Below are 14602 nucleotides of genomic sequence, written 5' to 3' on the forward strand. Positions count from 1 at the left end.
ATAATTCTTCCAATGAACCGTCACATGCTATCGCTGTTCGCGGCCGTGGCACTGCTTGCCGCACAAGGGTGCGCGCACGCCGCCGACCGTCCTCCCGTCGAGAGTTTCTTCGCCTATCCCGACGTCAGTTTCGTGACCCTGTCGCCCAGCGGGCGCTACGTCGCGCTGTTGAATCGCTTGAGCGATGGCAAGCAGGCGCTCGTCGTCCGCGAGACTGCGGACCTGAAGAAGGTCACCACTGTTTCCACATTCGACAGCCTGCGCCTGCACGAGCTTGCATGGGTTAACGACAACCGGCTCACGTTGACGTTGAAGAACACGCAAATCGAGTTCGAAGGCAACGATGACCAAGTCGCTGTCGACCGCGACGGCAGCAACCTGACGCACCTAATCTCGGGAAACTGGATGCATGAACAGGAAACGACGGGTTCGTTCATCAAGGACCGGGTACTGACGGCCGACTACACGTTCATGGGCGTGACGCACGACGGTTCGGACGACATCATCGTCGGCAAGCTCAGTTGGAACAACATCGACCAGCAACCGCAGGCGATCCATCCGTTCCGCCTCAACACGCGCACGCGCGTGCTGACCGACATGCTCACGGGACCGCAGCCGGAGCTCGTCCGGGATTGGCTGTTCGACGCAGCCGACCAGCCGCGCGTGGCCGTTACCCGGGGCAAAGGGCGGTGCATCGTCTATTATCGGAAGGGCCAGCAAGGGCCGTGGAGCGAGATCAGCAACCGCGATTGCCTCAAGGACGAGATCTTCGATCCGGTGCTGTTCGACAACCGGAACACGCTGTACGTGCGCGCCGGCTACAAGGGACGCACGGCCCTGTTCACCTTCGACGTGGACAAAAAGACCCTCGACAAGGAACCCTTCGTCGACATCGACGGCTTCGATTTCACGGGCAGCGTCGAGCAGGATTTAGCCAACAAGAAAATCCTCGGCGTGCATTTCGTGTCCGACGCCGCGTCCACGGCCTGGATCGACCCGGTCATGCAGGCGATCCAGAAGAAGGTCGACGCCTTGTTGCCGGGCGCCGGCAACCACGTCACGTGCCCACGGGACTGCCGCGAGCCGGCCGCCGTCGTCGTCACGTCCAAGTCCGACCGCATGCCGCCTGCCTACTACCTGTACACGCCTGCGGATGGCCACATCATCGGGCTGGGCAGTACCCACCAGGCCATCGACCGCAAGCAGATGGGCAAGCGCGACTTCCTGCACTACGCGGCGCGCGACGGCCTGCAGATTCCGGTCTACGTGACGATGCCGCCCGAGAAGGCCACCGGACCGCGTCCCGCCGTCGTCCTCGTGCATGGCGGCCCGTACCTGCGCGGCGGATCGTGGGAGTGGGACGCCGAGGCGCAGTTCCTGGCGTCGCGCGGCTACGTCGTGCTGCAGCCGGAATTCCGCGGCAGCACGGGGTTCGGCATCGCGCATTTCCGGGCCGGCTGGCAGCAGTGGGGCCGGACGATGCAGGACGACCTCGCCGATGCCGCCGCCTGGGCCGTCAAGCAGGGCTGGGCCGACCCGAAGCGCATCGGCATCATGGGCGCCAGCTATGGCGGCTACGCGACGCTGATGGGCCTCGTGCGCAATCCGGACGTCTTCCGTGCCGGCGTCGAGTGGGCGGGCGTGACGGACATCAAGCTGATGTTCACGGACGTCGAAAGCGACGCCTCCCAGGACGCGCTCCGCTACGACATGAAGACGCTGATCGGCGACCCGGTCAAGGATCCGGACGCGTTCAAGGACGTGTCGCCGCTGGCGCAGGCCGCCCGTATCCGCCGGCCGCTGCTGATGGCCCACGGCGCCCACGACCGCCGCGTGCCCGTCGTGCACGCGACCAAGATGCGCGACGCCGTCAAGGCGACGAATCCCAACGTCGACTACGTCATCTATCCGGAAGAGGGGCACGGCTGGCGCCAGGAGGAGGACAGCATCGACTTCTGGAAGCGCGTCGACGCCTTCCTCGACAAGAACCTGGCGCACGCGGCGGACTGAGCGCCGCGCCGGGCGCGCTCGTTACAACGCGATCTCCGTCCCGAGCCGCTTGAGGAATTGCGCCATCCACTGCGGATGCGCGGGCCAGGCCGGGGCGGTGACGAGGTTGCCGTCCGTGACGGCCGCGTCGACCGGGATGTCGGCATAGTCGCCGCCCGCCAGCCGGACCTCGGGCGCGCATGCGGGATACGCGGACACGCGCTTGCCGCGGATGACGTCGGCCGCCGCCAGCACCTGGGCGCCGTGGCAGACGGCGGCGATGGGCTTGTCGGCATGCGCGAAGCCCCGGACGAGCGCGATGACCTGCGGGTCGAGACGCAGGTATTCCGGGGCGCGGCCGCCCGCGATGACGAGGGCGTCGTAGTCGTCGGCGTTCGCCTCGGTGAAATCGGCGTTCAGCGCGAACTGGTGGCCGGGCTTTTCCGTGTAGGTCTGGTCGCCTTCGAAATCGTGGATCGCGGTCTTGACCTTGTCGCCCTTCTTCTTGCCGGGGCAGACGGCATGCACGGTGTGGCCCACCGCCTGCAGCGTCTGGAACGGCACCATGGTCTCGTAATCTTCCGCAAAATCGCCGGTCAACAACAGGATCTTCTTCGCTGCCATCGTGTTCTCCTTCGAGGTTCCCTGGGTGTCGGAATGACTCGACAAAGATACCATCGTCGCAGCGGGCTCGTAAGGCTTGATTTTGGGCACGCTTCGTTGCCCGGGACGGACCGGTCAGGCAGCCGGCACCCGCTCCTCGAGCACGCGCGCGCGCAGTGCCGCCAGCGGCAGCGGGCGCGCCAGCAGGTAGCCCTGCACGTAGTCGCAGCCGGCCTGGCGCAGCCAGTCGAACTGCTCGGGCTCCTCGACGCCTTCGGCGACCACGGTCAGGTTGAAGCCGTGGGCGAGGGCGATCACGGCGCCGGCGATCGTCGTGCCGGACGTGGGCAGCAGCCGGACGAAGCTGCGGTCGATCTTGAGGTGGTTGATCGGAAAGGTCTGCAGGTAGGCCAGCGACGAGTAGCCGGTGCCGAAGTCGTCGATCGACAGGCGCACGCCCAGCGCGCGCACGTTGTGCATGAAGTCGACGGCGCCGTCCAGGTCTTCCATCAGCATGCTCTCGGTGAGCTCCAGTTCCAGCCGGTCGGCCGGCATGCCGGTCGCGCGCAGCGCGCGCTCGACGACGCCGATGAAGTCCTTGTCGCGCAACTGGCGCGCGGAGACGTTCACCGCCATGCTGAGCCAGGTGCCGGTCTGGCGGTGCAGGGCGACGGCGTCCATGCAGGCGCGCTCCAGCACCCATTTGCCGATCTCGACGATCAGGCCCGTTTCCTCGGCGACGGGGATGAATTCGGCCGGCGAGATATAGCCCTGCTCCGGATGCGGCCAGCGCAGCAGCGCCTCCACGCCGACCATCTTGCGCGAGCCGCATGCGAATTGCGGCTGGTAGCACAGTTCCAGCAGGCCCGCCTCGAGGTGGCGGCGCAGGTCGCGTTCCAGGCGCGCACGGCGCTGCGTGGCGAGGATCATCTCGCGCTCGAACACGGCCACCGTGTCGCGGCCGTTGGCCTTGGCGCGGTACAGCGCGGCGTCGGCATTGCTGAGCAGCTCGCTCATCGTACGCGCATCGTTCGGGAATACGCAGGCGCCGATGCTGGCCGTGGGCCGCACTTCCATGCCCTCGACCTGCAGCGGCTCGCGCAGCGCGGCGACGATGCGACGGCCCACGCGTTCCAGTTCGTCCGGATCGTCCAGCGGCGCGACGATCACGGCGAATTCGTCGCCGCCGATGCGGCCGATGCGGTCGCTGGGGCGCGCCGTCGCACGCAGCCGGCTCGCGACCTGGCGCAGCAGGTGGTCGCCGGCCGCGTGGCCGGCCGTGTCGTTGACGACCTTGAAGTTGTCGAGGTCGATCAGCAGCAGGCCGACACGGCCGCCCGCCTCGGTCAGCAGCGCGATCTCCAGTTCCAGCGACTCGTACGTGCAGCGGCGGTTCGGCAGGTCGGTCACGGTGTCGGTATAGGCCAGGTGCTTCAGCTGCGATTCGGCCTGGCGCATACGTGCCTTGGAGCGGCGCGTGAGCAGCGACGTCGTCACCAGCGCGCCCAGCGACGCCAGCGCGAGCAGGGCGCCGTAGCGCAGCAGGCCGTTGCGGATGCCGACCGTGTCCGCCGTCAGCACGACCCGGCCCAGCGTCATGCCGCGGTAGCGGACCGGGCGCGCCACCGACAGCGGCGCGAACAGCGTCCAGTCGCGCAGCAGCGGCGGCGTCCCGTCGACGGCGCCGTTGCGGTACGCGGCGAATTCCACGTCCTGGCGGTCATATACCGTGGCGGCCGCGAGGAACGACGAGTGGCGGAACGAGCGCAGCATCTCGTGCGCGGCGTCCTGGTCGCGGAACATCAACGTGGCCGATACGTTGTCGGCGATGATCGCGGCCTGCACCGTGAGGTCGTCCGTGAGGCTGCGGCGCAGCGCGACGAACTGGTAGGCGAGCAGGATGCAGCAGGCGACGCCCAGCGCGGCCGCCGCGGCCAGCAGCTGGCCGAGGCCGGCCATGCGGCTCAGCTCCCCGGGGCGGCGTGCGGTCGTCGGGTTCATAGCACGTTCCTCGCGAGGCGCAGCAGGTGCGAGGAAAAGCGCAGGCCGTTCCTGGCCGCTTCCTGCGTGTCGATGTCGAAGCGGATGTGCTCGTCGTCCTCGACGAGCGTGATCGCCGCCTTGCTGCCGATGCCGTCGCGCACGACGAGCATGCCCATCACGGGCAGCGCGGGACGTTCCACCGTGCGCGCCAGCACGGCGATGTCGCAGCGCGGCGCCTTCGGGTGCGCGAGGTCGGTCAGGGTCCAGGGGCGGCCGTTGACGGGCTTGCCGTTCAGCGCCTGCAGGCGGGGCCACAGCGGATTGTCGGGGCTCGCGCACACGACGAGCGGCGCCTTCGCATTCCCGTCCGGCCAGGTCGTGAACAGGGCGAAGTTGAAGATGTATGCCGCCTTCAGGTCCACGCCCTCGACCTGCGCCAGGCATGCGTTTGCCGCCAGCCCGAGGCCGGCGGCCAGCGCGAGGAGGGTGAGCGCGCGGACCATGGTCAGAACCGCCAGTCCAGTTTGGCGGCCAGCGTCCGGCCTTCGCGCGCGAGCGTCGGCTGGATGAAGGCGGGGCCGGCGATGTCGGCGTAGCGCTTGTCCGTCGCGTTGTACGCGCTCAGCGACAGCTCGGTGCGCGGCAGCAGCTCCAGCGCGGAGATGGTGACGTTGGCCACGCAGTAGCCGCCCGCGACGCCCGTGTCGGCGAGGCGCTTGCCGCTGCACAGCAGTTCGGCGCCCACGCGGCCGCCGCGCCAGCCCAGCGGCACCGTGAGGTTGGCCTTGGCCAGGTGGCGCGGCGAATCGGTCATGGAGGCGCCGTCCGTGCCGCGCGCAAGCTGCCAGGAATAGCTGGCGCGCAGGCGCACGAGGCCGAAGTCGCGGTCGAGCGCGGCCTCGAGGCCGCGGGCGTCGGCGTGGTCGATGTTGTTGAAGATGAGCATGCCCGTGGCCGGATCGACCTGCTGGCTGATCAGGTCGTCCATGACGTAGCGGAACAACGACAGCGTGGCATGGCCGCCGCCCGCGAGCGCGTGTTCGAGCACCAGCTCGCGCGTCGCGATCCGTTCCGGCCGCAGATTCGGATTGGGGAGCATGGCGTTCATGGCCGGCAGCGCGTAATACATCTCGTAGGCGCTGGCCGCGCGGAAGGCGCTGCCCTCGATCAGCTTGACGGTGTCGGCCTGCGTCGCCTTGTACACGACGGCCACGCGCGGGCTGAAGCGATGCACGTCCGGATCGTTGCGGTCGTCGTAACGCACGCCCGCGTTGACCAGGAAGCCGGCCGGCAGGCGGATCTCGTCTTCCACGAAGACGGCGCGGCGCGTCGCGCTGCGGCGGTCGTCCAGCAGCGGCTCGTACGGCAGTTCGTTGTAGTTGGTCTGGTCGCGGTGCACGTCGCGTCCCAGCTCGGCGCCGATCACGATCTTCTGATGCGGGAGGCCGGTCAGCGTCGCGTGCACGCCCGCGTCGAACCAGCGCGCATGGGCGCCGTCGATGTTCAGGCGGGCCGCGCCGGTGGCGTCGGGATACCAGCCGGGGCCTACGTAGTCGGCCTGGCCCGAGTGCAGCTGGGCCGCGAGCGCCAGCGCGGGCGCGACCTGGGCGTCCCACGTGAGACCGATGCTCGTCTGCGTATCGCGCGTCTGGTTCGGCATGCCGAACACGGCGTCGAAGGAGCCCGTCGGCACGCCCTTGGTGCGCGCCACGTGGCTGGCCGACAAGGTCACGCCGCCGAAGCTGCCCTTGACGAGGAAGTTCTGTGCGCGGTCCCAGTCGAGGTGACGTGCCACGCCGCCGTTGGTGTCGGGTGAATCGTATTCAGGAAAGTACAGGTCGCGGCCCGCGCGCTGATACGCGCTGGCGGACAGCAGCACGTCGGCGCCATTCTGCCCGTGCCAGCCGTAGCTCGTGCGCGCGCGGCGCTCGCCTTGCGTACCGGCGGCGACGGTGCCGCGCACGCCGGACAGGCCGCTGCCGTCGCGGGTGACGACGTTGATCACGCCGAACAGCGCGTTCGACCCATACACGGCCGAGCCGGGACCGGGCACGAATTCGATGCGCTTGACCATGTCCATGTCGAGCAGCCCTTCGGTGCCGATGAGGGCCTGGTCGTACACGGCGTCGTTGACGCGCACGCCGTCGACGAGCAGCAGGAAGCGGCTGTTGTAGTCGCCCGGCCGGAGGAAGCCGCGCGCGCCCAGGTAGGCGTAGTTGCGGTCGTTCGTCACGTACAGGCCGGGCAGCGTGGCCAGCGCGTCGGCCAGCGTGCGCCAGCCGAAGTCGCGGATGTCCGCGGCCGTCAGCACGACCACGGACGACGGCGCGTCGCTGATCGGCTGGGCGAATTTCGACGCGGCCGTCACGACCCGCATCTGCATCAGGTCTTCCAGCGGGATGCTGGTGAGGGCGCGGATGTCGCCGTCGTCGGACGCGGACGCATCCGTGCCTGCCGGGCCCGGCGCCGCGTGGGCGCAGGTCAGCTGGAGCGTGCAGGCGAGGATGGGGAGTACGGTGGCGCGCGGTGCAAGGCGTTTGGACATGGGATGACGCGGGCCGCGTGTAACGGCACGTCTCCTTCAGATTGTTTCAAATAATCACTTATAAGTACTATAAAGAAACTTCGACGCGCTGGCATCCAAAGTTGCATCAAAAAGACAGAATTCTAATGTTTATGGTGCGCATCATTCCATAATGCACCAAAAGAGGGAAGTTACACTCGCTTGCAATTGATACTGTTTCACTATTTCCAGATTGATTCCCGGCAGTTAATCTGTGCATATGTTTGTTACAACGATAAGGGGAATACCATGCAACGCACCTCCACCCGCCTGATCTCGCGCGCCGTCCTGGCCGCCGCATTTGCCGCCGCCAGCGCCGCGCCGTTCGCAGTCCAGGCCGCACCCGACCACCACGCGCGCGCCGAAGCGGAATGCCGCAACTGCGGCACCGTCGTGTCGACCCATACGTACAAACGTGAACCGCAGAGCGCCAGCGGCGTGGGCGGCGTGGGCGGCGCCGTCGTGGGCGGCCTGCTGGGCAACCAGGTCGGCAGCGGCCGCGGCCGCACGCTCGCCACAGTGGCGGGTGCGGTGGGCGGCGCCTATGCCGGCAACCGCATCGAGCGCAACATGAAGGCCGAGACCTACACCGACGTGCGCGTCAAGATGGCCGTGGGCGGCTACCGCACGTTCACGGAAAAGGGCGCACCGCGCTTCCACAACGGCGAACACGTGCGCGTGCTGGACGGCCGTCTCGTCCGCTGAGCCCCTTAAGCTGTTGAATCCGGCGCGCGCACGTTCTCGATGACGAACCCGCTCGCCGGCAGCGCCGGAATCCGCCGCAGGCTGACCGTCAGGTCCTGCGGCGGGACGTCGTAGGCGATCTCTTCCGAAAACAGCTGCAGGGCCGACCGGACCAGCTCGCCGGTGACGGCTTCGCCGGGGCAGCGGTGGCCCGCATACGGATCGCCGCCGCCGTGCGGCACGTAGTCGAAGCCGCTGCTCTGCCAGCGCTCGAAACGCTCCGGGCGGAACACGTCCGGGTCACCCCACAAGGCCGGGTGACGGTTCGTGCCGTACAGGTCGAACAGCACCCATGTTCCCTTCTTGACATGCAGCCCGTGCCAGTCGAAGCCGTGCAGCGCGCGGCCGCCCATCGCCGGCACGAACGGATAGAAGCGGCGCACTTCCTGCACGAACCAGTTGGCGTACTCGTCGTCGCCGGCCAGGATGCGCGCGCGGCAGTGCGGATGCTCGTGCAGCGCCAGCAGCGCGAACACGACATAGCGCGCGATGGCCACCGTCGGGCGCAGCAGGTTGATGAGTTCCACGCCCGCCTGCTTGCGGTTCATGAGTTCGCCGTCGGCGTCGCGGTGGCGCGCGACCACGTTCAGCGGGCTGTCGAATGCCGGCTGCACCTGGCCCGCGCGGACGGCGTCGACGAGGGCGCGCGCCCACTGCTCCGTGCGCGTGCGCACGAGCAGGCCGCGCCAGTTGCGCGGACCGGCCGAGCCGGCGCCGTCGATCATGCGCCCGAACTCGCGGGCGCGCTGTGCCACTTCGCCCGCGCTGACGGGGATGCCGGCCCAGCGGCAGACGGCCCGGCACAGCACTTCCTGCGCGGCCTCGTGCACGACGACCCGCGCTTCCGACGGCCAGCGCGCGAACTGCGTGCGCCATTCCGTCGCGGCCAGGCCCACGAGGCGCTGCCGCTCCAGCGGCCCGAACAACGACATCAGCATGGCCTTGCGCTTGCGGTGCGCGTCGCCGTCCAGCGCCATCACGCTGCCGAAGTCCTGCAGCAGGGCCATCGTCGTCGCCGGCAGCGCGTGGCGGCGCGTGAAGCGGCCGGGCTGGTAGAACATGCGCGCCGCGTCTTCGCCGCGCACGCACAGCGCGCGGCGCAGCATCAGCCGGGTGGCGAAGGTGTCGCTGCCGAGGGCCGCATGGCGGCGCGGCATGAAGTCATAGCCTTCGGCGAGGAACGCGAACGTGTTGTCGGCGCCGGACGCTTGCGGCGCGGCGTCGAGGGCGTCGGCGTGGCGGTGAGGGAGGTCGGTATTGCTCAAACTGTCTCCAGCGGTAAGTCGTAATCAGTGCGGCACCGGCACGAAGGCCGGATCGGGCGTGTCCTGCAGGGCGCGCGGCAGGTAGATGGTGACGGTCGTGCCTTCGCCGGGTTGGCTCGCCAGCCGGATGTGGCCGCCGCTCTGCTTGACGAAGCCATGCGCCATCGACAGGCCCAGGCCAGTGCCCTTGCCCTCGGGCTTCGTGGTGAAGAACGGCTCGAACGCGCGCTCCATCACGTCGGGCGGCATGCCGGTGCCCGTGTCGCTGACGGCGAGCGTGACGAATTCGCCGGGCCGGATGCCGGGGTAGGTCAGCTGGTCGCCCGGATCGACCGTCACGTTGGCGAGCAGGATGGTGACCTTGCCGCCGCCGTCCATCGCGTCGCGCGCGTTGATGACGAGGTTCAGCAGCACGTTCTCGAGCTGGTTCGGGTCGACGAGGACGTTCCACAGGTCCGGCGGGATTTTCATGTCGATCGCGACGCTGTCGCCGGCCGCGCGGTGCAGCAGCGTGTCCATGCGCTCGATGAGCTGGGCCAGGTTGACGACGCTCGGGTGCAGCGGCTGGCGCCGCGCGAACGCGAGCAGCTGGGCGGCCAGCTTCTTGCCGCGTTCGACGGCGTCGAGGATGTTCAACAGGCGCTTGCGGCCGTTGTCCTCGCTGCGCAGCATCAGCTGCACGTTGGCGCTGATGATGTGCAGGATGTTGTTGAAGTCGTGTGCCACGCCGCCCGTCAGCTTGCCGACGGCCTCCAGCTTCTGCGAGCGCAGCAGCGCGGCACGCGCCTCTTCGAGGCGCTGCTGGCGCTGGTGTTCGCGCTCGGCCGCTTCCTTGCGCGGGCGGATGTCGCGCACGAATGCGGTGACGCCGTAGCCCTGCGTCGTGGTCAACGCCGTGATCGCGATCTCCACCGGAATGGCGTGGCCGTCGCGCGTCAGCGCCGCCGCTTCCGTGGGGCCGGCCAGCCGCGCGCACGCGCCCGTGCGCGCGAACTCGTCGAGGCAGGCGCGCCATGCGTCGCGCTCGGGTTCCGGCAGCAGCAGGTCGAGCGCGTTGCGGCCGACGGCTTCGTCCTCGCGCCAGCCGAACAGCTTGCAGGCCTGCAGGTTCCAGTCCGTGATGTGGCCGTCCGGCGCGATCGCGATGAAGGCGTCGTACGCGGTCTGCAGGATCAGGCGCACGCGCTCGCGCTCCGCGTCGATGCGGTCGCGCGACGCGCGCAGCTCGACCGTCATCCCCTGCGCCAGCTGCAGCGCGCGGCGGCGCTCGGACGCGAGCAGCCACACGACGAGCGCCAGCAGCACGCCGAGGCCGACGCCCGTCAGCGCGATCGCGACCGTGGTGCGGCGGTCGAGCGCCGCCTCCAGGCGGGGCGTCGAATGCACGACGACGGTCCACGCGCGGCCGGCGTTGTCGACCGTCGTCTGGTAGCGCAGCCGGGGATGTCGTCCGGCCGGGAGCGCGGCGGGCGAGCGGTAGAGCAGGGCCTCGGGCGTGGGTGCGAGGCCGTCGTAGATCTCGACCTGCAAGTCGCCCGCGTGCTCGCCGCCCAGGCCCCGCATCAGGTCGAGCATGCGGAACGGCGCGTAGACCCAGCCGACGATGGCGGCGCGCCGGGCCGCGACCGTGTCGTGCGGCTGGCCCGCACGGTACACGGGGACGTACATCAGGAAGCCGGCCTGTTCGCCCTTGCCGCCTTCCTGCACGAGCACGACCTTGCCCGTGGATGCCGCGCGGCCCGTGTCGCGCGCTGCTTCCATCGCCGCGCGCCGGGTCGGCTCGCTGAACATGTCGTAGCCGAACGCGCGCAGGTTGCGTCCCGAAAAAGGTTCGATGCGGGTGACCGACGTGAGCACGGGCCGCTGGCCGGGCGGGGTGACCGCGTAGTCGGGAAAGCCCGCGGCGCGCATCGCGGCGACGTGGGCGGCGAGGCGGCCGGACGGGATGAGCGTGGTGATGCCCAGCGCCTCGATGCCGGGAAAGCGGTCGTTCAGGCGCAGCTGGGCGTAGTACTCGGCGAATTCGGCGCGGCCGACGTCGACCGAGCCGCGCAGGAAGCCGCTCGTGGCGAGCAGCACTTCTTCGTAGACGTCCATGCGCCGGTCGATGCTGCCGGCCAGGTCGCGCGCGCGGAAATTGAAATTGCCGGCCAGTTCATCCGCCGCCGTCCGCTGCGCATTGCCGGCCACCATGTAGGTCACGATCAGCGCGGCCAGGAACGCGAGCATGGCCAGGAGGACGGGGAGGTGGGCTGGACTGCGCGGCGACGTACTGTTGGACGATGTGGGCAATGGGTTTCGATGCTGCATGGAAGCGGTACGCTGTACTCGACAAGGGAACAACGGCCATGGGTCCGTTGCCGGCATGACAATGCGCGCCGTCCCGCACAGGATACGCCCGTATGGACGGGATGGGCGCACAACAGGCCGTCCAGTCGACCCGCCGCGCTCCGGCTACAATGAGCGTTTTACGATATGTCCATGCCATCCCGATCCGTCCCCATCAGCCGGCCCGCGTCCCGGGAGTCCGCGTGACTCTGCTGCGCCGCGTGCGCTGGGGCGCCGCCCTGCTGCTCGTCGCCGTCCTGCTGTGGGCGGCGCTCGCGCCGCTGCGCTATCCGACGCGCGAACGGACCCTTGTGTTCGCGCGCGGCGCAGGAAGCGTCGCGCCGGTGCCGGCCGAGGTCCATCTGACCCTGGGCGTGCGCGACGTCCTGCTGCTGCACAACCGCGACACCGCGCCGCACGTGTTCGGCCAGGTGCTCGTGCTGCCGGGCCACGTGTTCCGCCTGCCGTTCGAGCAGGCGGGCGACTATGTGTACGCGTGCGACGCGGCGCCCGGCCAGGCCGTGACGGTGCGCGTGGCGAACCACCCGGACCCCGGCTGGGCGCGCCTGGGCTGGCGCCTGCGGGCGTTCGTCGAGGCCGTCCGCACCCTGCCAGTCGAAGCGCCGGGCGACTGAGAGGGGAGCAATCGTGCTCCGTCCCGCGCGGCGAATCTGTCATCATGCGCGCATGGCCACGATCACGTTACCCCTGTTCCCGCTCAGCACGGTGCTGTTCCCGGACGGCGTGCTGCCGCTGCAGATCTTCGAGGTGCGCTACCTCGACATGATCAGCCATTGCCTGACCGAGGACGAACCGTTCGGCGTCGTGCTGCTGACCCATGGCCAGGAAGTGCGCACGCCGGAAGGGCAGGAGCGGTTCGCGCTTGCGGGCACGCTGGCGTCCGTGCAGGACACGACGGCGTCCACGCCCGGCCTCTTGCAGGTGGTCTGCCGCGGCGGTGTCCGGTTCAATGTGGTGGCCAGCGAGCGTCGCACGAACGGCCTGTGGATGGCCGAGGCCGAACTGGTGGAGGCCGACCGCGTCGTGCGCATCCCGTCCGACCTGAAGGGCGCGTCCGATGCGCTCGACCGCGTGCTCGCGTCGCTGCACGACGTGCCGCAGAGCCGCTGGCCCGTGCAGCCGCCGTTCCGCCTGGACGATTGCGGTTGGGTGGCCAACCGCTGGTGCGAGCTGCTGCCGCTGCCCAACGACCAGAAACAGAGCATGCTCATGCTCGACAATCCCATGATCCGGCTGGAGCTGCTGCATGACGTGCTCGACGAGCACGGCCTCATCACGTCGTAGAGTGGGCAACCTTCGCCCACCATGCGTCGACGTAACGCGTGCATGGATTGGCACAGGTGCCTGCGCAGATGACAATATTGTAATTTGCCCCCAAAAACGCGGATTTCATATACAGGGGGTACGATTTGAGGTAACCTTGAGCGCGATTTAGACTCTCTACGTCCGTGCGGCGCCGTGTGGCGCTGACCAGGCAGCCACCACCGCTCCCGGCCAAGCCGCGCGAAGCGCGTCCCGTCATCCCGGTTTTCCCGCGTTGGCTCTGCCAGGGCAGCAGCCCGGCCGTAGAACGCAACGATTCATTGCCCGAAAGAAAACATGTCTGAAACACCGACCACCATTGATGCTGGCGGCGCGCCGACCGTGCGCTTCGCCGATTTCGGCCTTGCGCCTGAGATTGAGCGTGCGCTGTCGGACCAGGGCTATGTCCACCCGACCCCGATCCAGGCCCAGGCGATCCCCATCGTCCTGCAGGGCCGCGACGTCATGGGCGCGGCCCAGACCGGCACCGGCAAGACGGCGAGCTTCTCGCTGCCGATCATCCAGCTGCTGCTCCCGCATGCCAACACGAGCATGTCGCCGGCGCGCCATGCCGTGCGCGCCCTCGTGCTGACGCCGACGCGCGAGCTGGCGATCCAGGTCGCGGAAAACGTCAAGGCCTACGCCCAGCACACGCCGCTGCGCTCCACCGTCGTCTTCGGCGGCATGGACATGAAGCCGCAGACCGAGATCCTGCGCCGCGGCGTCGAGATCGTCATCGCCACGCCGGGCCGCCTGCTCGACCACGTGGAGCAGAAGAACATCAGCCTGGCCCAGGTGCAGATGCTCGTGATGGACGAGGCCGACCGCATGCTCGACATGGGCTTCCTGCCCGACCTGCAGCGCATCATCAACCTGCTGCCGAAGAAGCGCCAGAACCTGATGTTCTCGGCCACGTTCTCGCCCGAGATCAAGAAGCTGGCGGGGAGCTTCCTGAACGATCCGCTGACGATCGAGGTCGCACGCAGCAACGCCACGAACACCTCGATCACCCAGGTGCTGTACAAGGTCGACGAAGAGCAGAAGCGCAACGTCGTCGAGCACCTGATCCGCGCGCGCGACCTGAAGCAGGTGCTCGTGTTCTCGAACACGAAGATCGGCGCCTCGCGCCTGGCGCGCTACCTCGAGCAGGCCGGCATCAAGGCGTCCGCCATCCACGGCGACAAGACGCAGCAGGAGCGCATCGCGGCGCTCGACGCCTTCAAGAAGGGCGACATCGACGTGCTCGTCGCGACGGACGTCGCGGCGCGCGGCCTCGACATCACCGACCTGCCGTGCGTGATCAACTACGACCTGCCGTACAACGCCGAGGATTACGTGCACCGCATCGGCCGCACGGGCCGCGCCGGTGCGACGGGCGATGCGCTGTCCGTGTTTTCGGACAAGGACGAGCGCCTGCTGGCCGACATCGAGAAGCTGATCAAGCAGACAATCACCCGCGGCGAGCTGACCGGCTTCACGCCGTCGCGCGGCCACGATCGCGGCGCGGAGCGGCCCGGCGAGCGCCGCGGCGGCCGTCGCGAGACGGACCACCCGCGTGGCGAGCGTCCCGAGCGCACGGAGCGCCCGGGCCCGCGCAGCATGGGCGCGCCGCGCCGCGAGAAGGTCGATCCGTGGTTCCTCAAGCCGTACGAGCCGTCCGTCGCTCCGCGCAAGGACGCGGCGCCGGCACCGGCCGGGTCGGGCAAGCCGAAGCCCAAGCTGGCTGCGCTGCTGGGCGGATTGCCGAAGCAGTAGGTGGACGGGTCGTCCTCGAGTCCCCCGGACTCAAGGACTCCACGCGTCC

Annotated in this window: 11 protein-coding genes; 5 read left to right on the plus strand and 6 right to left on the minus strand. The window is 68.9% G+C overall.

What is annotated here, in order from left to right; translation table 11 throughout:
* Window positions 1-24: 24 nt before the first annotated feature.
* Window positions 25-2010, plus strand: coding sequence for an alpha/beta hydrolase family protein (locus tag NX784_RS10690; protein ID WP_258816629.1), 1986 nt, complete (start codon window positions 25-27; stop codon window positions 2008-2010).
* A gap of 21 nt (window positions 2011-2031) precedes the next feature.
* On the opposite strand, the gene NX784_RS10695 is transcribed toward NX784_RS10690, so the two are convergent.
* The 4 genes from NX784_RS10695 to NX784_RS10710 form a co-directional block, all read right to left on the minus strand.
* On the minus strand, window positions 2032-2613 hold the full coding sequence (locus NX784_RS10695) for a DJ-1/PfpI family protein (RefSeq protein ID WP_258816630.1): 582 nt from the start codon (window positions 2611-2613) through the stop codon (window positions 2032-2034).
* A gap of 114 nt (window positions 2614-2727) precedes the next feature.
* On the minus strand, window positions 2728-4593 hold the full coding sequence (locus tag NX784_RS10700; RefSeq protein WP_258816631.1) for a putative bifunctional diguanylate cyclase/phosphodiesterase: 1866 nt from the start codon (window positions 4591-4593) through the stop codon (window positions 2728-2730).
* Complete coding sequence (locus NX784_RS10705) at window positions 4590-5078, minus strand: YfiR family protein (RefSeq protein ID WP_258816632.1); 489 nt, start codon at window positions 5076-5078, stop codon at window positions 4590-4592. Before NX784_RS10705 ends, NX784_RS10700 begins: the two co-directional genes overlap by 4 nt.
* A gap of 2 nt (window positions 5079-5080) precedes the next feature.
* Window positions 5081-7120, minus strand: coding sequence for a TonB-dependent receptor plug domain-containing protein (locus NX784_RS10710; RefSeq protein ID WP_258816633.1), 2040 nt, complete (start codon window positions 7118-7120; stop codon window positions 5081-5083).
* A gap of 267 nt (window positions 7121-7387) precedes the next feature.
* Between NX784_RS10710 and NX784_RS10715 the strand changes: the two genes are divergently transcribed.
* Complete coding sequence (locus NX784_RS10715) at window positions 7388-7843, plus strand: glycine zipper 2TM domain-containing protein (RefSeq protein ID WP_258816634.1); 456 nt, start codon at window positions 7388-7390, stop codon at window positions 7841-7843.
* A 5-nt stretch (window positions 7844-7848) separates the two neighbouring features.
* On the opposite strand, the gene NX784_RS10720 is transcribed toward NX784_RS10715, so the two are convergent.
* Together NX784_RS10720 and NX784_RS10725 are read right to left on the minus strand one after the other, a co-directional pair.
* Entirely contained in the window at window positions 7849-9147 is a 1299-nt protein-coding gene (locus NX784_RS10720) for a cytochrome P450 (protein ID WP_258816635.1), read from the minus strand.
* A gap of 24 nt (window positions 9148-9171) precedes the next feature.
* Window positions 9172-11439 carry a CHASE domain-containing protein gene (locus NX784_RS10725; protein ID WP_258816636.1) on the minus strand — a complete coding sequence of 756 codons (2268 nt, stop codon included), beginning with the start codon at window positions 11437-11439 and terminating at the stop codon, window positions 9172-9174.
* Window positions 11440-11678: 239 nt separating this feature from the next.
* Between NX784_RS10725 and NX784_RS10730 the strand changes: the two genes are divergently transcribed.
* The 3 genes from NX784_RS10730 (at window position 11679) to NX784_RS10740 (ending at window position 14553) form a co-directional block, all read left to right on the plus strand.
* Window positions 11679-12110, plus strand: a complete 432-nt coding sequence (locus NX784_RS10730; RefSeq protein WP_258816637.1) for a cupredoxin domain-containing protein — start codon at window positions 11679-11681, stop codon at window positions 12108-12110.
* A 52-nt stretch (window positions 12111-12162) separates the two neighbouring features.
* A complete protein-coding gene (locus NX784_RS10735) occupies window positions 12163-12780 on the plus strand; it encodes an LON peptidase substrate-binding domain-containing protein (protein ID WP_258816638.1) in 618 nt (205 codons plus the stop codon).
* 315 nt (window positions 12781-13095) lie between these two features.
* The gene (locus NX784_RS10740; protein WP_258816639.1) at window positions 13096-14553 is read left to right on the plus strand and encodes a DEAD/DEAH box helicase; all 1458 of its coding nucleotides are present in this window, start codon (window positions 13096-13098) and stop codon (window positions 14551-14553) included.
* The last annotated feature ends 49 nt before the right edge of the window (window positions 14554-14602 follow it).

The sequence above is a fragment of the Massilia pinisoli genome, from assembly GCF_024753285.1.
GTDB classification, from domain to species: Bacteria; Pseudomonadota; Gammaproteobacteria; order Burkholderiales; family Burkholderiaceae_D; genus Telluria; species Telluria pinisoli.